Origin of the sequence: Corallococcus sp. CA049B (assembly GCF_003611685.1) — a bacterium.
GTDB lineage: Bacteria > Myxococcota > Myxococcia > Myxococcales > Myxococcaceae > Corallococcus > Corallococcus coralloides.
The window spans coordinates 1-20,912 of record NZ_RAWC01000045.1; the positions used below are offsets into that span (position 1 = coordinate 1).

The 20,912-nt window shown below is 71.7% G+C and carries 17 protein-coding genes and 1 pseudogene; 7 read left to right on the top strand and 11 right to left on the bottom strand.

Annotated features, from left to right (window positions below; genetic code table 11):
- Nucleotides 1-644 (top strand): annotated as a pseudogene (locus tag D7W82_RS13145) (serine/threonine protein kinase); the annotation flags it as partial.
- Nucleotides 645-739: 95 nt separating this feature from the next.
- Here the strand turns inward: D7W82_RS13145 and D7W82_RS13150 are convergent.
- Nucleotides 740-1,525, bottom strand: coding sequence for a transglycosylase domain-containing protein (locus D7W82_RS13150; RefSeq protein ID WP_120618681.1), 786 nt, complete (start codon nt 1,523-1,525; stop codon nt 740-742).
- A 55-nt stretch (nt 1,526-1,580) separates the two neighbouring features.
- On the opposite strand from D7W82_RS13150, the gene D7W82_RS13155 reads away from it, so the two are divergent.
- Nucleotides 1,581-2,273 (top strand): NAD-binding oxidoreductase, encoded by a 693-nt coding sequence (locus tag D7W82_RS13155; protein WP_120618682.1) that lies wholly within the window; start codon nt 1,581-1,583, stop codon nt 2,271-2,273.
- Here the strand turns inward: D7W82_RS13155 and D7W82_RS13160 are convergent.
- The 4 genes from D7W82_RS13160 to D7W82_RS13175 all read right to left on the bottom strand — a co-directional run bounded on the left by D7W82_RS13160 (nt 2,267) and on the right by D7W82_RS13175 (nt 7,925).
- Nucleotides 2,267-3,907, bottom strand: a complete 1,641-nt coding sequence (locus D7W82_RS13160; RefSeq protein ID WP_120618683.1) for a WD40 repeat domain-containing protein — start codon at nt 3,905-3,907, stop codon at nt 2,267-2,269. The two genes, D7W82_RS13155 and D7W82_RS13160, sit on opposite strands and share 7 nt — an antisense overlap.
- Nucleotides 3,904-6,048 (bottom strand): ABC transporter substrate-binding protein, encoded by a 2,145-nt coding sequence (locus tag D7W82_RS13165; RefSeq protein ID WP_233587473.1) that lies wholly within the window; start codon nt 6,046-6,048, stop codon nt 3,904-3,906. Before D7W82_RS13165 ends, D7W82_RS13160 begins: the two co-directional genes overlap by 4 nt.
- A 188-nt stretch (nt 6,049-6,236) precedes the next feature.
- Nucleotides 6,237-7,358: a molecular chaperone DnaJ gene (dnaJ, locus tag D7W82_RS13170; protein ID WP_120618685.1), complete on the bottom strand. Its 1,122-nt coding sequence runs from the start codon at nt 7,356-7,358 to the stop codon at nt 6,237-6,239.
- Between the two features lie 126 nt (nt 7,359-7,484).
- Entirely contained in the window at nt 7,485-7,925 is a 441-nt protein-coding gene (locus D7W82_RS13175; RefSeq protein ID WP_014393482.1) for a hypothetical protein, read from the bottom strand.
- 158 nt (nt 7,926-8,083) lie between these two features.
- Between D7W82_RS13175 and D7W82_RS13180 the strand changes: the two genes are divergently transcribed.
- From D7W82_RS13180 to D7W82_RS13190, 3 genes are all read left to right on the top strand, one after another.
- Entirely contained in the window at nt 8,084-9,847 is a 1,764-nt protein-coding gene (locus tag D7W82_RS13180) for an ABC transporter ATP-binding protein (protein WP_120618715.1), read from the top strand.
- 127 nt (nt 9,848-9,974) lie between these two features.
- On the top strand, nt 9,975-10,367 hold the full coding sequence (locus tag D7W82_RS13185) for a hypothetical protein (RefSeq protein ID WP_120618686.1): 393 nt from the start codon (nt 9,975-9,977) through the stop codon (nt 10,365-10,367).
- Between the two features lie 82 nt (nt 10,368-10,449).
- A complete protein-coding gene (locus tag D7W82_RS13190; protein WP_147439311.1) occupies nt 10,450-11,382 on the top strand; it encodes a hypothetical protein in 933 nt (310 codons plus the stop codon).
- Here the strand turns inward: D7W82_RS13190 and D7W82_RS13195 are convergent.
- Nucleotides 11,351-12,076, bottom strand: a complete 726-nt coding sequence (locus D7W82_RS13195; protein ID WP_120618688.1) for a hypothetical protein — start codon at nt 12,074-12,076, stop codon at nt 11,351-11,353. The genes D7W82_RS13190 and D7W82_RS13195 overlap by 32 nt on opposite strands.
- A 106-nt stretch (nt 12,077-12,182) precedes the next feature.
- Here D7W82_RS13195 and D7W82_RS13200 point away from each other — a divergent pair, with 106 nt between their 5' ends.
- Both D7W82_RS13200 and D7W82_RS13205 read left to right on the top strand, forming a co-directional pair.
- Nucleotides 12,183-12,944: a hypothetical protein gene (locus D7W82_RS13200; RefSeq protein ID WP_120618689.1), complete on the top strand. Its 762-nt coding sequence runs from the start codon at nt 12,183-12,185 to the stop codon at nt 12,942-12,944.
- A gap of 2 nt (nt 12,945-12,946) precedes the next feature.
- Nucleotides 12,947-13,501: a hypothetical protein gene (locus D7W82_RS13205; protein ID WP_171411874.1), complete on the top strand. Its 555-nt coding sequence runs from the start codon at nt 12,947-12,949 to the stop codon at nt 13,499-13,501.
- A 28-nt stretch (nt 13,502-13,529) separates the two neighbouring features.
- On the opposite strand, the gene D7W82_RS13210 is transcribed toward D7W82_RS13205, so the two are convergent.
- The 5 genes from D7W82_RS13210 to D7W82_RS13230 form a co-directional block, all read right to left on the bottom strand.
- Nucleotides 13,530-14,243 carry a hypothetical protein gene (locus D7W82_RS13210; protein WP_233587475.1) on the bottom strand — a complete coding sequence of 238 codons (714 nt, stop codon included), beginning with the start codon at nt 14,241-14,243 and terminating at the stop codon, nt 13,530-13,532.
- Nucleotides 14,240-15,226: a hypothetical protein gene (locus D7W82_RS13215; protein WP_120618692.1), complete on the bottom strand. Its 987-nt coding sequence runs from the start codon at nt 15,224-15,226 to the stop codon at nt 14,240-14,242. Before D7W82_RS13215 ends, D7W82_RS13210 begins: the two co-directional genes overlap by 4 nt.
- Nucleotides 15,226-16,764, bottom strand: coding sequence for a pilus assembly protein (locus D7W82_RS13220; protein ID WP_120618693.1), 1,539 nt, complete (start codon nt 16,762-16,764; stop codon nt 15,226-15,228). The genes D7W82_RS13215 and D7W82_RS13220 overlap by 1 nt, the downstream gene beginning before the upstream one ends.
- Nucleotides 16,743-17,537 (bottom strand): TadE/TadG family type IV pilus assembly protein, encoded by a 795-nt coding sequence (locus D7W82_RS13225; RefSeq protein WP_120618694.1) that lies wholly within the window; start codon nt 17,535-17,537, stop codon nt 16,743-16,745. Before D7W82_RS13225 ends, D7W82_RS13220 begins: the two co-directional genes overlap by 22 nt.
- Nucleotides 17,538-17,639: 102 nt before the next feature.
- Nucleotides 17,640-20,708 (bottom strand): helicase-related protein, encoded by a 3,069-nt coding sequence (locus D7W82_RS13230; RefSeq protein WP_120618695.1) that lies wholly within the window; start codon nt 20,706-20,708, stop codon nt 17,640-17,642.
- Nucleotides 20,709-20,912 lie beyond the last annotated feature (204 nt).

Here is a 20,912-nt window from a genome sequence, read left to right on the forward strand (position 1 = left end):
CCCCCGCCCCTGCCGCTGTCGTCGTCAGCGACGCGGACGCGCGCCGCCCCACCACCCAGGTGCCGCCGCCGGTCCCGCCGGACGACCTGATGGTGCCGCAGGAGGAGACGTCGTCCCTGCGCCGCTTCGCGCCCATCGCCGTGGGCGCGGCCGTGCTGTTCGCCGCCGTGGGCGTGGTCATCGCCACGCGCGGAGGTGGAGAGACGCCTCCGCCGGTCGTCGCCGTCGCCACTCCGCCGCCGCCCGCCCCGAAGGTGGAACCCACGCCGCCCGCGCCCGAGGTCGTCGCCGCGCCCGAGCCGGAGCCCACTCCCGCGCCTGTCGTCGAGGAGCCCCCTGCCGCGAAACCGGAGCCGGCCACCGTCAAGGCCGTGGCCGTGAAGACCGTCCGCGACGTCCCGGCGCCCAGGCGCGCGGAGTCCGCGAGCGAGTCCGCCGTGCGGGATCAGATCATGGCCGCCGTGAGTCAGGTCGAGAGCAGCCCCCTGTACGCCGACAACAAGGTCCACAAGGGACTCACCCGCCAGGCCGCGCGCAACTACCTGGACCGGCAGCTGAAGCGGCTGGAGAACGCCGACGACGCGGCGGGCCGCACGGAGATCCTCAGCGAGCTCCGCGGCTGGAAGCAGCAGTACCTCAAGTAGGCGCCACGCCATGACCGCGCCCCCAGGTCCTGCGCTGCTCGCGGTGGACCTGGGCCTGCGCTGCGGGCTCGCGGCAGTCCGGCGCTGACCGCCCGCTACTTCACCGACAGGCACGCCACCGGCTGCGCGATGGCGTTGCGCGCGCGCTCCTCGCTCACCAGCGCGTAGCCCGCTAGGTCCTGCAGCAGCAGGTCGCGGTTCTGGCGGATGAGGCTCCCGTTCTTGCAGGCCTTGATGTCGCCGTAATAGCCATACGGCGGCAGCGCCAACTGGAGCTCCGCCAGCTCCGACAGCTGGAGCTCCCCCAGCTCGCGGTGGAAGAGCTTGCGGGCCGCGTCCTCCACGCCGATGACGCCGCGCTCGAAGCGGATGATGGACAGGTCGTAGGCGACGAGCTGATCCTTCTGGAAGAAGGCATGCAGCCGGTGAGCGGCCACGGACAGCTGCAGGTCCCCTTCGATGCCCATCTCCCGCGCGATGCGCATGGCCAGGCGCCGCTCGCAGGCGCCGTCCCCGGGGGGCGCCTTGCCCAGCGTCACGCCGGCGAACAGGCGCCACGCCCACGCGCGGCCGTCCTCGCGCGGCGTCTGGAAGTAGGTGGGGCACTCCATCTGGCGGATGTAGAGCGCCACCAGGTCCTTGGGCATCCGCGAGAAGTCCGGCCGCGTGAACGTCACCGACGAGCGATCCCGGATGCCCTGGTCCATCCGGCCCGCCAGGACGCTCATCCGGTCGCCCTCGATGCGATGGCGCAGCTGGCTCTCGACGTCGAACTCGCTCTCCAGACGCGGCAGCTTGCTGGCCGTGTAGAGGTAGGTGATCGGAATCACCACGCCAGCCAGGCCGACGAGGAACATGAACAGCCAGAACACGGTCTTCACGGGCAGGACTCTAGCAGGGCAGGCACGCGCCAGGAGGACGGGTTAGAAAGTCCCCATGAGCGACTGGCACAACGCCACCGTCACCGCCCGCACCCCTTCGGCGGATGGCCTCACGGATTGGGTGCTCGACATCGGCGGGACGCCGCTCGTGGGCTCGCACGCCCACCCGGGGCAGTACGTCCAGCTGCGCCTTCCGGGTGGGCAGCCGGGCATGTTCGCCATCGCCTCGCCGCCCGCCCCCAACGGCACGCGGTGGGAGTTCCTCCTCAAGGAGGAAGGCACGCTGCCCTCCGCGCTCCTGCACCTGCCCCTGGGCGCGCACGTGGAGGTGACGCGGCCGGCGGGCCCCGGCTTCCCCATGGAGAAGGCGCGCGGCCGTGACCTGCTGCTGTTCGCCAGCGGCTCCGGCATCTCCGCCATCCGCCCCGTCATCGCCGCCGTGCGCCAGGAGCGCGGCGCGTATGGCCAGGTGACGCTGTACTTCGGCGCGCGCACGGCGAGCGGCTTCGCGTACCAGCGCGAATTGCAGCAGTGGATGTCGGACGGCGTGCGCGTGCTGTGCACCGTGAGCCGCCCCGGCGCCAGCGGCTGGCAGGGCCTCACCGGCTACGTGCAGGCCCACCTGGGCGAGGAGCGGCTGGAGCACGCCATCGCCTTCGTGTGCGGCCCCTCGGACATGGTGCAGGACGTGATGGCGCAGCTGGCCCAGCGCGGCGTTCCGCGCAGCGCCGTGTTCCTCAACTACTGAGCCGCGCGCGACTCGACGGTGGGGGACGCGTAGCGCACGCCCACCACCACCGCTGAAGGGTCGCTCTCCTGGTTGCCGGTGACCTTCGGCGGCGTCCAGGCGGCCACGCCCACCTGATGCCCCTCCGGGGAGAAGCGCACGCGCCGCACGCTCCAGCCGAACTCCAGCTCGCCCTTCGCCTCCGGCGCGCCCTCGGCGAAGAGATACACGCGCCGGTCCCATCCGCCCGACACCAGCGAGCGCCCATCCGGCGAGATGGACGCGGTGGACACCACGCCGTGGTGCAGCTCCCACTTGTGCAGCACCTGCCCGGAGGCCGCGTCCACCAGCGCGCCCGCGTTCCACGGCCCCTGGGGCTCCTGGATGCCCTTGCGCTCGCGCTCGTACACCGTGCGGTTGCGCTCCGCCTTCTGCTGGCTGAAGGCCACGCCCAGCCGCTGTCCCCGCGCGTCCACGGTGACGTCGTTGACGTGCGCCGGGAAGGTGAAGTCCCGCCGCGGCGTGAGCGCCCGCGCCGTCGTCGCGGTCGCCCCTTCCGGAGCGCCACCCTTGAGCGTGAGCACGGCCTCCGCCGTCGTCTCGTCGAAGACCGTGTCCACGCGCTCGGCGAAGGGCGCGCCCAGCACGCCCTGGCTGCCCTGCGGCACGCACGCGTCACACACCGCCACGTCCACGCCCGGCAGCGTCAGCTGCTTGAAGCGCAGCGTGCGCCCGCGCGCCAGCCGCGCCACGGTGTTGCCCAGCGCGCCCGGCACGGTGACGGTGTCCTTCAGGGACGTCGCGTCGATGCCGGACGCCGTGGCCGCCGCCGAGGTGAGCACCACCACCGGCGTGCGCGAGTCCAGCGCCAGCACCACCGGCGGCCCGCTGTCCACGCGGCCCTGCACCGCCGCGAACCCGCCGCGCCGCTCGAAGTGCGTGCGCGCCACGTCCGGCTTCAGCGCCTGCTCCGGCGTGTCCGACGCGCGCACGTGCTTGTCCCAGCCGCCCGAGTACAGCGTCCCGTCCGCCGCGAACGCCAGCGCGCTCACCGGCCCCAGGTGCAGCCGCGCCTCCGCGCCGAACGAAAGCTCCGGCACGGACAGCAGGGACACCAGGCCCTGCGCGCTGCCCACCGCCAGCCACTTGCCGTCCGGATGGAAGGCCACCGACACCAGCGGCTCCTCCGTGGCGAGCGCCCCCACCTGCGCGCCCGTCGCCGCGTCGAAGAGCTGCACCGCGCCGCCGCGGCTCACCGTGGCCACGCGCGCGCCATCCGGCGAGAAGGCCACCCCCTCCACGTCGTACTGCTGCACGTTGACCGATGGATCCGCGCGCAGCACCGGCGCGCTGGCGTCCCCGGACTTCGCCGCGGCGGGCGCCAGGTCCCAGATGGAGACGTGGTACGCATCGTCCCCCAGGCGCGTGTACGCCACGCGCTGGCCGCGCGGCGCGAAGTCCAGCGCGTAGATGAAGAACTTGCGGTCGAGCACGGTGGGCTCCCCGTCGAAGCCCTCCACCGCGCCGGAGAGGAAGCCTCCGGGCGTGGACTCCAACCGGCCCAGCGTGTCCGGCGCCAGGCCCGCGGCCGTGTGCGCGCAGCCCGTGAGCGTCAGCACGCCCGCGAGCACGAAGCCCCCGGCGCGCAAGCTCATGAACCCGACCCGCGGACGGCGGCCTTCTCCTTGTCCACGTTGATCTCGTTCACGCCCTTGTTGTCCACGGACAAGAGGAACAGCTGCTTGTCCGCTTCACGCTTGTCGTTGAACGAGGTGCGGCCGGTGGCGCCGTCGAAGTCCTTCAGCCCCGCCAGGGCCTCGCGCATCGCCGCGCGCGTGTTGGGCCGCTGCTTGTCCAGCACCTGCCGCACCATGCGCGCCGAGTCGTAGCCGATGGCCTCCAGCAGGCCCGGGTCGCGGCCCGTCTCCCTGTACGCGTCGCGGTAGCTCTTCACGAACTTCTGCGTCGCCGGCCGCTGCGAGTCCACGAAGAAGCCGTCCACGTACACCGAGCAGGTGACGAACTTGCCGCCGCGCTCCAGGAGCTCCGGCAGGCCCGAGCGGCCCTTGGGGCTGGACCACTGGTTGGTGCCGAAGAGCGTGACGGTCTTCAGGTCCTTCTTGCCCGTCGTCTTGCGGATGCGCTCCAGGTCGCGCGGGTCACACGCGTTGGTGACGATGTCCTCCACCGCGAGCGCGGGCGTCACCAGGCTCACCCGGCGCCAGTCGTCCGGGATGAAGAGGCCCTCGAAGTCGATGATGGGCTCCACGCCGCTGCGGGCCTTCTCCATGGCCTTGCGGCGGCGGTACGCGTCCGTGATCTTCTCGCCCTGCACGTCGCGCACGGCCTCCGCGTAGTCGCCGCGGTCCTCCAGGTAGTAGCGGCCCACCAGGCGCTTGGCCTCGCTGGTGAACGTCGTCTGGTCGTAGGAGTACGACTCCGCGCCGCGCACCACGCCGCCGCGCGACACCACGTCGTCCCAGAACTCGTTCGCCAGCTCCACGCCGTAGGGGATGTTCGGGTAGAGCACCGCGAAGCGCTTGTAGCCCTTCACGTTCATCGCGTAGTCCGCGATGGCGCGCGCCTGCGCGGAGTTCGTCAGCATGTTGCGGAAGACGTACGGGCCAATGTCCGTGATGCCCTCCTGACGGCTCAGCGTCAGCAGCGGCACCTGGAGTTCTTCCGCGAGCAGCGCCGCGCGCTTGGTGTCGTCCACCAGCAGCGGGCCCAGGGCCGCGATGGCGCCGTCGTCGAAGGCGAGCTGCTCCATCGCCGTGCCCGTCTTGTTGACGTCGCCCTGCGTGTCCTTCACCACCAGCTCGATGTCGCTGCCCTGCAGGCCCAGCTTCACGCCGCGCAGCACCGCCTCGCCGATGGGCTGGTAGCGGCCCGTCATGGGCAAGAGCACCGCCACGGTGCGCGGACGCACCTCCACGCGGCGGGTGGCGCGCGCGAGCAGCTCCTTGGCCTGCGGCGCGAAGGTGCTGTTGGGCGCGTCCCGCAGGAACGTCTGGAGCGTCTCCTCCAGGCGGGTCCAGTCGCGCAGGTGGTAGTAGATGCGCGCCAGCTTGAACTGGAGCACCGGCCACGCGGGGTTGGACGGGGACAGCCCCTCCTGCACGCGGGCGATGTCGAGGAAGCTGGCGCGGCCCTCCACCAGCTGCTCCACCTTCTTCACCGCGGCGGCCTTCTCCTCCTCCGTCCGGGCGTCGCCCGCCTCTTTGACAGCGGAGGACAGTGCCTGCGTGTACAGGCCCGCGCCCTCCGCGGCGCGCGCGGCCTCCCTCAGCAGCTGCTCCCTCTCCGCGCCCTCCGCGCGCTCGGCCAAGCTGGTGAGCGTCTGGTACGCGTCGCGGTAGGCGCCCACCTCCATGGCGGAGACGGCCAGCTTGTGCTTGGCGTCCTCGGCCTGGGCGTAGAGGGGGTTCTCGAAGAGCAGCTCGTTGAAGGTCTTGCGCGCGTTCGCGTAGTCCTTCGCCTCGAAGTAGAGGACGCCCGCGTTGTAGAGCGCGTCCTGGCCGGCGGTGGTGGCGGGGTACGCCTTGCGCACGGACAGGTAGGCCTCCGCGGCCTGCTTCTTGTCCGGGTTTCCTTGCGCCTGGGTGCGGGCCTGCGCGAGCGCGGCGTTCGCGGTGGCGTCCTGCTTCACCTCCACGCGCGGCCGGTTGGGCTGGGTGGAGTCGCCCCCGGAGGTGTCGTCCCGGCTGTCGGTGCGGGAAGGCGTCTTGGGGCAGGCGGTCAACGTCAGGGCCAGCGCGGCGACGAGCGCGCGGCGCGATGCGGAGAGGACTTCCATGGCGAAGTGCATAGCAGCGCGGGTGCGGCTCCGTCGACACTTGAGCGGGGGGAAGATTCCCCTGGAACGTCCGCTTCAGTGCACCGCGCATGCCCGCGTGCGTCACCGAGGGGAGCCCCTGCCCTCCCCCCGCTTCGTGCGGCCCCGGAGCCACGCCTTCACGCGGCCCCGGACGCACGCCCGGCCACCTAGCCGAAGAGCTCCTTCACCTTGTCGAAGAAGGACTTCGACTGGGGATGGGTCTCCTCGCCGGACACCTCCGCGAAGCGCTCCAGCAGCTCGCGCTGCTTGGAGGACAGCTCCGTGGGCGTTTCGATGATGACGCGCACGTGCTGATCCCCCCGCTGCTGGCTGTGCAGGTGCGGGATGCCCTTGCCGCGCAGGCGGAACACCTTGCCGGACTGGGTCCCCGCCGGGATGGTCATCTTCACCTTGCCGTCCAGCGTGGGCACGTCGATCTTCGCGCCCAGCGCCGCCTGCGTGAAGGACACCGGCACCTCGCAGAAGACCTCGTACTCCTCGCGCTGGAACAGCGGGTGCTCGCGCACGATGACCGTCACGTACAGGTCACCCGCGGGCGCGCCCCGGTCTCCCGGCTCACCCATGCCGCCCAGCCGCACGCGCGTGCCGTTGTCCACGCCGCCCGGGATGGCGACCTCGATGACCTCTTCCGACGGCGTCTTCCCGGAGCCCCGGCACTTCGCGCACGGATCCGGGATGGTGGCGCCCGAACCGCCGCAGTCACCGCACGGACGGGACACCGCGAAGAAGCCCTGCGAGTAGCGCAGCTCTCCGCTGCCGCCGCACGCCGCGCACTGCCGGGGCGCCGCGCCGCTCTTGCTGCCAGAGCCGGAGCAGGTTTCGCACTTCTTCGGACGGGGGATGGTCACCTTCGGGCGGCAGCCGAACGCCGCCTCCTCGAAGCTGATCTCCAGGTTGTAGCGCAGGTCCGCGCCCCGGCTCTGCCGCTGCCGGCCACGCCCGCCGCCACCCCCGAAGATGTCGCCGAAGATCTCCCCGAAGATGTCGTTGATGTTGACGCCCTGGAAGCCGCCGCCCGCGTCCCCGAAGGGGTTGCCCGCGTGTCCGAAGCGGTCGTACTTCGTGCGCCGGTCCGGATCGCTCAGGACCTCATAGGCCTCCGAGGCCTCCTTGAACTTCTCCTCGGCCTCGTGGTTCCCGGGGTTGCGGTCCGGGTGGTACTGCAACGCGACCTTCCGGAACGCGCTCTTCAGGTCCTGCGCCGTAACGTTCTTCTGGACGCCCAGGACCTCGTAGTAGTCGCGCTTCTGCCCTGCGGCCCCTGCCATTGAATCGAACCCCTGGAAATTACTGGCGTTTTCAAGCTGCGTAGAGAATCGGAGTCACTATAACGCAGCGAAACACGCCAGCAATCCAGGCCGGGGTCCAACCCTGTGTGAAGCAGGGGCTTCGCGCTACACGGTCCAGACGCGGTTGACCGTCAGCTCCATGCGAGCGAGCCGGCGCTTGAGGGCCGGGTCCACGGGGCCGTTCATGGACCACTTGGGGACCACGAAGTGCAGCTCCGCGTTGTAGAGCTTCGCGGCGCTCGCCAGCAGGCTCCAGCGGTTCTCCGCGGTCGGATCATCCACCATGCCCGGGGTGACGATCTCCAGGATGATGGGCGTGCGGGCGGAGTCGGACTGGCGACAGGTGAAGTCCGGCCGGTGGTCCTCGATGGTGCCGGAGAGCACGGGCGGCGGCATGAAGCCAGGGAGCCGGGCCTTGATGTCCGAGTAACCGATGGTGCGGAAGTACTCGGCCATCAGCCAGAGCAGACGGCGGCGCTCTTCGTCATCCACGACCGACTCGCAGCCGGGATTGAACAGGACTTCTTTCTCGGAGTTGGTTTCCATGGCGCATCTCAAGCTGTCCGCGTGTGTGGGATGCGGCAACGCAGGCGGGCGCGAGCGCTCCCTGACCGGCCGTGGGGCGGGCGGGCATGCACGCGCGCTTCCCACGTCCCTTTGGCTTGGACGGCACCGTCGCCTCGGTGACAGAGTGCGCCCCCTCCGTGGCCCCCCGTCCCTCCGCGCACGTCTATCGCCGGCTCCTGGGCTACCTGAGCCCGTACCGCCGGTTGCTGCTCGCGGGCACGCTGGCCTCGCTCACCGCCGCGGCCGCCACCGCCGCGTATGCCTGGATCGTCGGCCCCCTGCTGCGCGCCGTCCTCACCGGTGCCCCCGTCACCGTCGCGGGGATGACCCTGGCCCCGGAGGCCCTGCTGTCCCGGCTGCCCCTGCTGGTCGTCGCGGTCGCACTCGTGAAGGCCACGGCCCAGTTCCTCCAGGGCGGCCTGATGCAGCGGTTGGGCCAGCGTGTGATGGCCGACCTGAGGGGCTTTCTCTACGGCCGGCTGCTCGCCCAGCCGCCGGCGTTCTTCGAGCAGCGCCACTCGGGAGAACTTGTCTCCCGGTTCACCTCGGACGTGCCCCTGGTGGAGTTCTCTGTCAACCAGGCGCTGTCATCGTACGTAAGGGATGGGCTGCAGGTTTGCGCACTGCTGGCGACCTGCTTCCTCATCGACGCGAAACTCTTTCTCTTCACCTTCGTCGTCGTGCCCGTGACGGTGGTGCCGGTGAGCCGCTTCGCGCGGTCGCTCAAGAAGGTGGCCACCCGCTCGCAGGCCAACCTGGGCGCGCTCAGCGCCATCACCGCCGAGCAGTTGCAGAACCTCCCCGTGGTGCAGGCCTACGGCACGGTCCCCCGCGCGCTGGAGTCCTTCGACGCGGAGGCCGAGGCGTACCTCACGGAGATGCGCCGCTCGCTCTTCATCCGCGGCGCCTTCAGCCCCACGGTGGAGCTGTTGGGCATCGTCGGCGTGGCGGTGGCGGTGGCGTGGGGCGCCCGCGCGGTGTCCATGGATCCGACGCTGGCCGGGCGGCTGTTGTCCTTCATGGCGGCGGCGCTCCTGCTCTACCAGCCGGTGAAGTCGCTGAGCGGCACGCTGTCCCAGGTGCTCACGGGGCTGGCGGCGGCGGAGCGCCTGTTCGCGCTCGCGGACTCGCCGGTGCCGCCGGACGTGGGCGCGGAGGCCCCTCCCCTGTCGCGCGCCCTGGAGCTGTCCGGCGTGCGCGCCACCTACTCGGACGGACGCGAGGCCCTGAAGGGCGTGGACCTGACCATTCCCGCGGGCGCGCGCGTGGCGCTGGTGGGCCCGTCCGGCGCGGGCAAGACGACGTTGTTCTCCGTGCTGCTGGGCTTCCTGCCGCCGAGCGGTGGCGAGGTGAAGTGGGACGGCGTGCCGCTGTCCTCGCTCAAGGCGTCCAGCGTGCGCGCGCAGCTGGCGTGGGTGCCGCAGGAGCCGGTGCTCTTCTCCGGCACCGTGCGCCACAACCTGCGCCTGGGCCAGCCGGACGCGACGGACGACGCGCTGTGGGAAGCGCTGCGGCTGGCGCACGCGGAGGACTTCGTGCGGGCGCTGCCCGGCGGCCTGGATGAACCCGTGGGCGAGCGGGGCAGCCGCCTGTCCGGGGGACAACGCCAGCGGCTGGCCCTGGCGCGCGCCTTCCTGCGCCGCCCGTCCCTGCTGCTGTTGGATGAGCCCACGAGCGCCCTGGACGCCACCAGCGAGGCCGCGGTGGGCGCGGGGCTCCAGGCGCTGATGAAGGGCCGCACGGTGCTGGTCATCGCGCACCGGCTCAGCACCGTGCGCGACGCGGACCTCATCGCCGTGGTGGAGGGCGGCCAGGTGGTGGAGGCGGGCACGCACGAGCAGTTGCTCGCGCTGCGGGGCCGCTACGCACGCCTGTTGGGTGAAGGCGCCGTCGCCGCCTGAACGCCGCCCCGCGGGGCCATGGCCTTCGCTCGCGAAGGGGTGTTCATGGGGCCCCGTGCCCATCCACTCCACGCCATTGCCGGCCTTGCGCGACCGGGCACGCCCTGCGAGCCTTCCGCCCTGGCCCATGCCTCAGACGCCGCCCCGCGAACGAGAGCCGCTGTCGCTCAACGCGCTCCTGCTGGTGCCCGCCCTGCTGCTGGCCGCGGGCGCGTGCGTCGCGGTGGCCGCCCGGCACTTCGCGCTGGCCGCCGCGTTCACCGGCACGCTGGTGTTCGTCCCGCTCGTCTTCCGGCTGTGGACGCGGCCCTGGTACCGGGGGCTCGTGCTGCGCGGCCTGGGCCTGTTCATCGCCGGCATGCACCTGCCCATGCTCGCGGGCGGCGTGCTCGCCTACGGGCGCATCGGCTGCGAGGGCGCGGACTGCGGACAGACGCTGCTCTGGAGCATCGTGCTGGCGCCCGTGGCCGGCGCCGTCTGCTCTGTCGTGTACTGGCTCGTGGGCCGTCCCCCCGTCTGAATTACAAGGAATCACGGACCCCCTATCCTCACTGGAAATGCTTGTTCCAGTCAGACCTCACGTCGCGCCCGGGCCGTTCATCGTGGCGTTGGCCGTCCCCACCATGGTGTGCGTGCTGGGGGGCACGCTGCCGGTGCTCCTGGGCAGTCCCGCCGGACTGGTGAGCGTGGTGAGCTCCGCGGGGCCCTTCGCGGCGTTGCTGGTGCTGACGCTGGTGGTGGAGGTGCCCCTGCTCATGCTGGCGACGGGCTCCACGCTGCTGGGCCGCACGGTGCCGCTGGCGGTGATGGTAGGCATGGCGACGGTGCCGTGGACGCTGGGGCTGCTGGGCACGGAGGTGGCGCTGGAGCGGATGCAGGCGGCGCTGCCCATGGTGTCCGCCACGGACGCGGGCATCGTGTTGACGGCGGGGCTGGGCAAGGCGATGGCCCCGCGGCTGCTGGGGGCCTGGACGAGCGCGGTGCTGCTGGGCGCGCTGTCGGTGGCGCTGGGCATGGCGCGCTACAACACCGCGCGGGCGGTGCGGGACCACACGCGCCGCAGCCTGCTCCTGGGCAGCCTGGTGTCCGCGGCGCTGGCGGGCATGGCGGTGGTGGGCACGCTGGAGGCGCACCAGCTCTTCACGCTGCTGTCCAAGCTGTCGCGGGCCCCCGGCGAGCTCCGTCCGGACCTGATGGCGGAGGGCATGGCGCAGGCGGCGCGGCTGCGCACGGTGCGCTGGAGCTGCTTCTCCTGCCTGCTGGCGCTGGGCTTCGCCTGGCTGATGACGTACCGCGCGGCGGAGGCCCGGCGGACGCGCGCGCTGGAGTGGGTGGGCGGCCTGGTGCTCACCGCCGCGGTGGCCGTGCTGCTGGTGCTGGACGCGCACCCGCTGCACACCACGCTGGGCCCGGAGCGCGTCACCACCGGCCGCAGGACGTCCGGCCCCGTTCCCACCGACGCGGATGTGACACACCTGATGGGCGAGCGCTCGCCCGTGCGGCTCAGCTTCCCCGAGACAGCACGAACAGCATGATGAGCCCCACCACGACGGCGAAGCCGAAGACGGCCACCATCACCAGCCCCTCCGACTTGCGCACCACCGGGGGCAGGACCTCGTTGGGCAGCGGCTGACCGTGCCGCAGCAGCACGGGCTCCGGCTCCGGGGCCACGTGCGGCTCGGGCGCTGAGGCGGCGGCCGCGGCTTCGGGCGGAGGCGGCGCCACCGGCGTGAAGGTCACGGTCCGGGTGGCGACGGTGTCCCGCGTACCGGGGTTGCGGCCCGGCGGCTCCGACAGGGGATCTGGCGACGTGACGCTGGACATCTCCAGCCCCTCGCGCGCCAGCGCCAGCACGCGCTGCATGTGCAGGATGTAACGGTCCTGGCCTTCGTAGGTGGCGAGCGCCTGCGCGGCGCGCACCAGCCGCTGCGGCACCAGCTCCGGGTCCGCGCGAACCTCCGTGGACACGGGCCGCGCCTCGCCCGCCTCCACCCGGCCGGTGCGCACGCCCTGGCCGCTGGCCCAGATGCAGTGTTCATCCAGGAGCGTGAGTTCCTGGCGGCGCACCCGGCCGTCCCCGTCCACCAGCGACATCAACTCCGCGCCCTGGGGAGACAGGTGCCAGACGGTGCGCAGGCCGTTCTCCCCCAGCGGGCCTTCCACCGCGCGAGCGCGGTAGAGCTCCTGCATCGCGGACTTCAAGGGGTCGGACGAAGTTTCCACGGCCATGACTGCCGCACAGTAGGGGCGCCGCGCCCGAAACGGAAGCGACGGCCGCCTCCGCGTGATTGCCCCGTGCGCGGATGCCCGCCTTGTGCCTACCGTCCATTCCACGATGAGCCGCTCCAAGAACCGAGCCCCCGACTTCGTCCGCCAGTTCGAGGGTGCACAGACGCTCGACGGACTGCTGGAGCTGTCTGGCAGTCCCTGCGACACCGCCGACGTGCTCGAGCGCATGCGCGAGGCGCGCGCGGAAGGCGCCGATGCCAGCCAGGTGATTCCCACCCTCTTCGACGGGGAGCCCCGCTTCCAGGACCCGGAGCTGGCGCGCCGCCTGTACCAGAACCTGCTGGGCCTCTGGGACCTGGTGCTGGAGGGGAAGGCGGTGCGGCTGGAGGACGGCCCCCGCCCACCGCGTCCGAAGAAGGAGCGGCTGCAGCCGCCAGCGCCCTTCCATCCAGACGAGCCCACCGGCGAATTCGTGGAGGCCGCCTGGCGTTACCTGGAGGACGACGACAAGGCGCGCACGCGGCTGATGCATGCCTTCGAGAACCGGCAGGACGGCCTGCTGGGTGCGCTTGACGCCGCTGGCCTCACGGACGAAGGTTATGGAGTCGCCCGCCACCTGCTCTTCGAGCTGCACGCCATGCTGGAGCTGGGCTGGGCGCCGGGGCTCTCGGCCGTGGATGCCAGGGCCCTGGACAGGGAACCGGATGCGCCGCCCGCGCCGGATGCCCTCCAGGAATACGTGACGGAAGCGCTGTTCGAGGCGGAGCAGGACGAGGAGCACCCCCTCGCCCCCGAGGAGCTGGCGCAGGTGCGCACCCTCGTCCGGCGGGGACTGGCCGCGCTGTGGCGCGCCCGCAAGGGGAGATGAAGATGGCCCGAGACGACAACGACGGTGGTGGCTTCACCGGCAAGCGCAACAAGTCCTACCGCGAGCTGGACGCGCAGCGCGGCAAGAGCAAGTACCACTCGCGCCAGGACGACCCGGCGCAGCAGAAGCTGGAGCGCAGCGCCAGCTACCAGAAATACAAGACGGCCGCGGACGCCCTCTTCACCGGCGGCGAGCTGCCGGAGGGGCTCGCGAAGACGTTCGACCCCGAAGGCAAGCGCAAGGCCCAGAAGGACGCCCTGCGCAAGGTGCAGGAGTCGGAGACGCGCGCGGACTGGGTGAAGGGCGTGGTGGACTACCTGGAGAAGTATCCGGACCTGCCCGAGGACGCGTACTTCCTCGACAGCCTCCTGGACCACCCGCGCGAGCGCATCGTGGACAAGGCGCTGGCGAAGCTGGAGTCGCTCCAGGAGGCGGGCACGCTCCAGAAGAAGCTGCCCAAGAGCCTGGACCAGCGGCTGAAGTCCATCGAGCTCACCGGCCTGGACCCCGACATGCAGGGCCGCGCCAAGGCGCTGCGAGAGAAGCTGCGCGCCTGATCAGCGCGCGCGCTGTTGCCCGCGCGTGTCAGCGCGCACGCTGCTGATGGATGAGCACCACGCCGCGCTGGCCATCCTTGTCGGGTTGGTGCGTGAGCCGCAGCTCCGCGCCGGGCCGCGAGTACAGGCCGGGCTCGTCGCCGCGCTTCCACCCGGCCTTCGCCAGGGCGTCTTCGTAGAAGGCGTCCACCTGCGGCCCCGTGAGCGGGACCTGGAAGGTGAGCGTGCGCGAGCCCTCCGCGTTGACGCGCAGCACGCCGTTCGCCCGCGGCGGCAGCGGCGCGAAGTCCCCGGCCGCGTCCTGCGGGCGCGCCAGCGCGTGGTTGGCTTCCCCCAGGTACAGCGTGGTGGTGCCATCCGCCTGCGGCATCATCACCACGGTGTAGGTGATGCGCCGCTTCGGATCCAACGCGGTGAGCATGGCCGCGTTGTTCGCGTACTGCGCCTGCTCCTTGCCGGGCGGCACGTAGAGGCCGCCGTCACGGAACGCGTCCGCGAAGCGCTGCACCAGGTCCCGGATGTTCTCCTTCACGTGCACCGCGCGCAGCGCCACCGGGATGCCGCCCGCCTCCACGATGTCGCTGGACTCCACGTGCGCGATGACCTGGAGCCGGGGCCACGCGAAGCGCGGCGCGGCCTGCTGCACGCCCGCGTCCGGCACGCCCGCGTCGGGGGCCGCCTGTGCGGACAGGCCCGATAGCAGCGAGAGCACCGCGCCCGCCACGCGCCCTGCCCGCGTCAATGCGGCACGCCTCCCAGCCATTTGTTGCGCCGGCCGTCGTTCCGGTAGGTGGGGGAGAGGTTGTCCGCCACGAAGGGGGTCGTCTCCCAGACGGTCTGGTTGCCCGCGTGCGAGCCGCCGATGCTCTGCTCGTAGTTGCTCTCCGCGCCGCGGAAGCTCATGAAGAACTGGTCTTCATTCACGCCGCCCGTCGCGCCCACGCCCGCCATCAGCGCGCTGCCCGCGCCGCCGCCGCCGCCGTTCTCCTGGTACACGCTCTGGGCCCACCCGTAGTAGTCCACGTTCGCGCAGGTGCCCCCGCTGTCAATCATGAGCGGGCACTCCCGGCCCTCCGCCACGGAGGACAGGCCCCAGTCGTCCAGCAGCATGAAGAAGCGCCCGTTGCAGCGTCCGCCAGACGCGCGCCCGGCGGCGCACACGCGGAACGGGTCGGTGGCCCGCCGGTGCGACACCTTGAAGAACTCCGGCTCCATGAAGTTGCCCAGCCGCTCCGCGCGCAGGGTGGTGAACGCCGTGCAGGACATGCCCTCGGACTGGATGTCCATGGCCTGCGCCAGCGCCCCCGTTTCAGCGGTCGACGCGTCCTGCGGACGGGTGCCCAGGATGTTGACGGGGCTGCCCGCGGGCCGCGTCGGCTCGCAGTCCACCTGGATGCGCGTGGCGCGGGCGAGCGCCTGCTGGAAGGTCATCGCGCCGCTGTTCTGACCGGAGCGTCCGTCGAAGTCCTGGTAGCGCCCGGCGGCCTCCGACGCCCCCAGGGCCTCCGCGTTGGAGCGCTGGAAGACGCCGCTCTGCGGGTTGTGCATCACGTGCCCGGTGGCCTCCCACAGCGCGAAGTTGGCGGCCTCCTGCACCTTGAGCGACAGCGCGCCCACCTCCGCGAAGTAGATGCCGAAGAGGAGGATGGTGACGAACACCATGGAGCCCAGGGCCGTCTCGACGAGCGCCTGCCCCCGGCGCGACGTGAAAGCGCGCGCGCGCATCAGTACTTCCCTCCCGTGCTGCTGCCGCCCCGGTAGCCGGCGTTGTCCAGCCGGCGCAGCGCGTCCGCGTGCTCGGAGAAGCCCGCCTGCTCCAGGCTGCGCGCGGGCTTGTCGTCGCGGGCGCCCTCGGTGCTCACCAGCGTGGCGCGCCAGAAGGGGTTGAGGAAGTTGGGCGGTTCCTCCCAGCCGCCGCCCACCGCCGCCGGCCGGGGCCGGTGGTAGTAGGCGAGCCCCGCGGCCAATGCCACCTGGTTGCGCTGCACGTCCTCGCGGCCGGTGGGCTGGATGCGGCCCAGCGGCGCGGCGTTGTCGAACTCCGTCTCCTGGTTGGCGAACTTGAAGGTGAACACCAGGTTCCACGGGTCCGGCCGGGCGCGGCGCGAGTCGCTGGCGTAGTCGCGCCGGAGCATGGCGTACAGCTTGGGCTGGCCGTAGTCGTTCTCGTCGGCGTTGCCGTGCAGGAGCCCCGCGTTGAAGCCCACGGAATAGGGCCAGATGCCGGGGCACACCACGCAGGCGCCCAGCGTGTGGCGTTCATCCACGGTGGTGTTGTTCTCCGCGCCCTGGCCGGGCGGCGCCTTCGCGCCGTAGACGTGCTGGTCCTCGTGGGACTGGCGCTCGTCGGACATCACCCACGCGTCCGTCGCCGCGGCGGTGTAGGGGGTGCCGTCCGGGCAGGTGCCCGTCACCGCGCGGCCGTGGTCGTGCGCCCACGAGTTGCGGCCGGAGATGGTCTGGTAGGTGGAGGAGTCCATCGCCCCCGCGCTGGCGTAGAACCGGAAGCCGGGGTTGTGCGCGGCGGCGCCCGAACCGAAGCCCGCGCTGCCGGTCTCCCGGTTGTGCACCCACGTCCACCCCAGGCTGCCCATGGTGGCGTTGCGCATGGCATCCCCCTGGCCTCCACCGGTGGTCATCACCGCGCCCGCGGTGTCCGGCACGGTGCCGGTCTTCACCTGCTGCATCAGGTCGTCGTAGCTGGTGCCGGAGGACGCGCCGCCGGACACCTCCGCCAGGGACTTGGCGTCGCCCTCGTCCGGGGCGGTGAGCTCCGGGTTGACCTCCCTGGCGATGAGCCTGGTGAGGCCCTGTTGCGCCAGGTGCGTGCCGATGAGCCGGTTGTACATGGCCAGCTCCGCGCGGAACATGCTGCCCGCGCGCCCCTGGAGCGTGATCACCTGCTGGCCCGCCGCTTCGTCCAGGGCGGACCAGTCATTGCCGGGCATGGCACACGGGGACAGCTGCCGCGCGGCGTACTGCTGGCTGCCGTAGCTGATCATCGACTGCGTGCCCGCCATGGCCACCATGTGGGCAATCTGGGCGCGGTTCATCACCGCGATGGCGTTGAACGTGCGCGCCGTGGACACCGCCTGGCTGTAGGCCGCCGCGTCCGCCGCCATCTGGATTTCGACGCGCTCCTTGGCGCGCATGCCGAAGCCCAGCGTGCCCAGCACCATCAACGTCAACAGGAGGAACGTCAGCGAGAACAGCACCAGCGCCTGGCCGCGCGGGCCGGACTTCAGAAGCCGTGCAGGCTGCATCCGGCACCTCCATTGAAGTTCGCCGCCCTCACCGGGGTCATCATCTTCATGGCCGCGTGCACCTGGATGGGGAACAGGTAGTGCCCCTGCGCGTTCCAGCGCACCATCCGGTCCCCCAGGTCCCCGCCGGGCCAGTCATCCGGCCCCAGCTCCACGTCCGTATCCGCCCACCAGTCGGTCTTCTTCTGCGCCGGGCTGAGCGGGTTCGCGTCCGTGTAGTTCTTGAGGTGGAACTGGGCCAGGAACATGCGGCTCATCACCCAGTCCGCGAACGGGATGCGCATGTAGTACCAGGCCACCATGCGGATCTCGAGCGTGCGCTGGCGCATCAGCGCCGGGTCGTCCGTGGGCACATCGAAGAGCAGGTCCTCGTCCCCATGGCCGCGCACCCACGCGACGCTCGGAGACTCGCGGACGATCTCCACCATGGGCCCTTCGGTGAAGAGCGTCCCCTTGGAGCCGCGCACGCGCAGGTAGTTGCGCTTGCGCGCGTCGAAGGCGTTGGCCAGCTGCGCGGGCGTGCGCGTGTGCTCCACCGTGGGCAGCATCGTCACCAGCGCCGCGTGCGTCATCGCCTCGCAGCTGCCGTGGTTCAAGCTGCCCGCGCGCACCGCGCGGTACACCGCCACCTGCGCCAGGATGCGGCCCTGCAGCAGCATGAAGAGCTGCAGCGTGCCCAGCACCATGAACACCACGAGCGGCATGCACAGCGCCGCTTCCACGGCGGCCTGACCGGACTCGTGCTTCCGACGCTGGGATTGGGGGAAGGCCATATCGGGGGAGGCTGCCTTCCTCCTAGATTCTCGATGATTGGGGAATCGGTCAAATGGCCGGAACGCCGCCAGGAGCGATTCCATTGTGACACAACTGTTTACTCAACGATTGAGGGTGAAGCCGCAGGCGGCGTCCAGGACCACCTTCGCCCCCGAGAGCGCCTGGAGCAGGCGCTCGTAGTGATAGCGCTCCGCGTCAACCTGGGCCTCCACCGCCTCCGGGGCCAGGCCCTGGTGGGAGAGGGAGAGGCGCAGGCGGGCGGCGGCGGCGTCGCGTTCGGCCTCGATGGCGGCCCGGGCCTTCTTCGCGGACCGGCCGAGCTCCGCCTCGGCGGCGGCCTGGGCCACGGGCAGCGCGGCGTCCACGAAGGCGCCGAAGCCGGGGAAGGCCTGGTGGACCTCATCCCCCTTCAGGGCCTTGCCGTCGGCTTCCAGTGCGGCCAGTACGGAAGTGTCGGCCACGGGGCCCTGGGGGCCCTCCACCACGGCCACGGGCAGGAGGGTGCGCGTGAGGAAGCGGGCCAGCTGACGGCTGGGCACGCGGGCGCCGGGGGTCGTGTCCTGGGGCTCTGGCAGCTGGACGTGGAAGAGCAGCTCCAGGCCGCGCGCGGGCTTCTTCACGGAGCGCTTCTCGATGTGGCGGAAGCCGCTGCGGCCGTAGGGGCCGTCCTTGAGGAAGCCGAACAGCGCCTCCACCAGCGGGTGGCCGGTGGCGAAGTACTCCAGCTCCTCCGCCTCCACGGCGGTGTCGCGCCAGAAGGTGCCCAGCACGGTGCGGTCCTGCATCACGTCGATGCCGGGCAGGCCTTCGACGTTGAGCGCGTGGCCGAACTGGAAGGCCACCTGGAAGGCCTCCACCTGTTCGTCGGTGTCCACGCCAATGCCCACGCGGCGCGCCAGCTCCGTGACGGTCTCCTCCAGGCGCTCGTCCAGGTCGCGCGCAACGCTCCACAGCCCGTCCTCCAGCGGCGGGGCCTCGTCCTCGGAGTCCTCGTCTCCCGGCTCCGGGGCCTCTTCACCCATGCGCTCCTGCGCGCGCGCCACCAGCCGGGCCACGGCGGGCTTGTCGAAGCTGCGCACGTCCAAGAGCGGGTCGTACGCGCGCTTCACCTGCTCACGCGCCGCCTCCACGCGGGCCTTCAGCTCCGCGGCGTACTCCACGCGCGCCTCGCGGGGCAGCAGGGCCAGGTCCGCGATGCGGTCCTCCACCTCCTCCAGCACCGCGTCCAGGCCGCCCACCGTCTCACCGAAGACGCCCACGGCATCCGCCAGCAGCATCAGCACGTCCGACGCGAGCGTGCCCGCGGGGTCGAAGACGTGGATCTCCACCGGGTGCGCCTGCCCGATGCGGTCCAGGCGGCCGATCCGCTGCTCCACCGTGGAGGGGCTCCAGGGCAGGTCGTAGTGCACCAGGTGGTGCGCGAACTGGAAGTTGCGGCCCTCGCCGCCCACCTCCGTGCACAGGAGCACCTGGGGCCCTTCCGGGTCGCGGAAGCGCGCCACCTGCCGGTCGCGCTCCACGAGCGGCAGGTCGCCGTGGTAGCCCAGCGCCTCCACGCCCTCGCGCGACAGCTCCGACTGGAGCGAGTCCAGCGTGTCGCGGCTCTCCGTGAACACGAGCACCTTCGCGCGCGGCTCCGCCTTCCAGATGCCGCGCAGCACGCCCACGAACGCGATGAGCTTCGCGTCCCGGCCGGTCAGCTTGAGGTCCGCGCCCTTGAGCGCCGGGTTGGACCTCACCGCGCCCGCGAACGCCGCGGGGCTGGACTCCAGCCGGCGCAGGACGTTGGCCAGCGGCGCGCCGCGCAGCGTGCCCTTCGCCAGCGTGGCCAGGGCCGTGTCGCGCGCCGTCAGTTCTTCCGGCGTGAGCCGCACCGGGTGCCGGTGGAGCCTGCGCGTGCTGAAGCCGCCCACCACCGCGCGCCGGTTGCGCACCAGCCGGTCGGACAGGCTGTACGTCTCCGCCAGGTGCGCGAGCAGCGCCTCCTTCTCCTTCAGCGTCTGGAGGCGCGCGTCCTCCGGGAAGCGCTTCGCCAGCGAGGCCACGGCGGCCTTCGCGTCCTTGCCGTCGTCCTTGCCGCTCATGAGCGCGCGCACCGCGGTGGACAGCTCCTCCTGGCGCTGGAGCCGCGCCTCGAAGCCCTTCACGGACGGCGCCGTCGCCGCGTCGATGAGGGTGAGCAGGCCGTGGTACTCCGCAGGGTCCAGCTGCATGGGCGTGGCGGTGAGCAGGAGCAGTCCCCACGAGTTCGCGGCCAGCCCCTTCGCGGCGGCGAAGGCCTTCTCGCCCTTGAGGTGGTGCGCCTCGTCGATGATGACCAGGTCCCAGAAGGCGTCTTCCGCGGCCACCTCTTCGCGGTGCTCGCGGGTGCGGCTGAGCAGCTCCAGGCTCGTCACCACCAGCGGGAAGCGCGCCCACGGAGAGACGTCCGGCGCCTCCTTCAGCGACTGCTCGTAGCGGTCCGAGTCCATCAGCGTGAAGAGCTGGTTGAACTTGTGGAACAGCTCCACCAGCCACTGCACGGTGAGGTGGCTGGGCGCCACGACGAGGCACCGCCGCGCCAGGCCCACCAGCCGCAGCGCGCTGAACACCATGCCCGCTTCAATCGTCTTGCCCAGGCCCACTTCGTCCGCCAGCACGAAGCGCGGCCGGCGCGCGGACAGCACGCGCTGCACCACGCCCACCTGGTGCGGCTTCACCATCACCCGGCTGGCCAGAAGCGCGCCCAGCGCGTCACCCCGGCGCTCGTCGTCCAGCACCAGCGCCTGCTTGCGCAGCATGAACGCCTTCGCGTCCCCCACCCGTCCGTCGCGCAGCGTGGACAGCAGGTCGGAGCGCGGCGCCAGCGCGCGGACCTCGGACTCCGGCAGCTCGTCCTCCTCGCCCGTGTCCTCGAAGCGCACCACGTAGCGGCGCAGCCCGCGCGCACCCGGCTCCTCGCCCAGGATGGTGGCCTTGCGTCCCTTCGGCGTCTGGATGGGCTCGCCCCTGGGCAGCTGGTACGGCACCAGCGCACCGCCGCGCGTGGACACCAGCACCGGCGCGTCCTCGCGGGACGGGAAGGCGATGAGGGCCTTGGCCCCCTGCTCCTGCAGCGACACCAGATGCCCCACGCCCCATTCGGGCTGCGGGAGGTAGCGGACCTTCAGACCTTCGACGAGAGACGCCATATGCCGTGCAACACCCGGGTGACGAGGAGGGGGCGCTCCATAACGTCCCAGCGCCCGGAAGGCCATTTCGCAGGCGCTTCCATCCCCTCCAACCCCTTGATTCCAGGCCCGAGTTCCCAGGAAGGCGCCGGTCACCGTCCACCATCCGACAGCCCCGCCGCGTCCTGCCCGCCAGGAATTTCCCATCCCTGGGGGTAGGGTCCA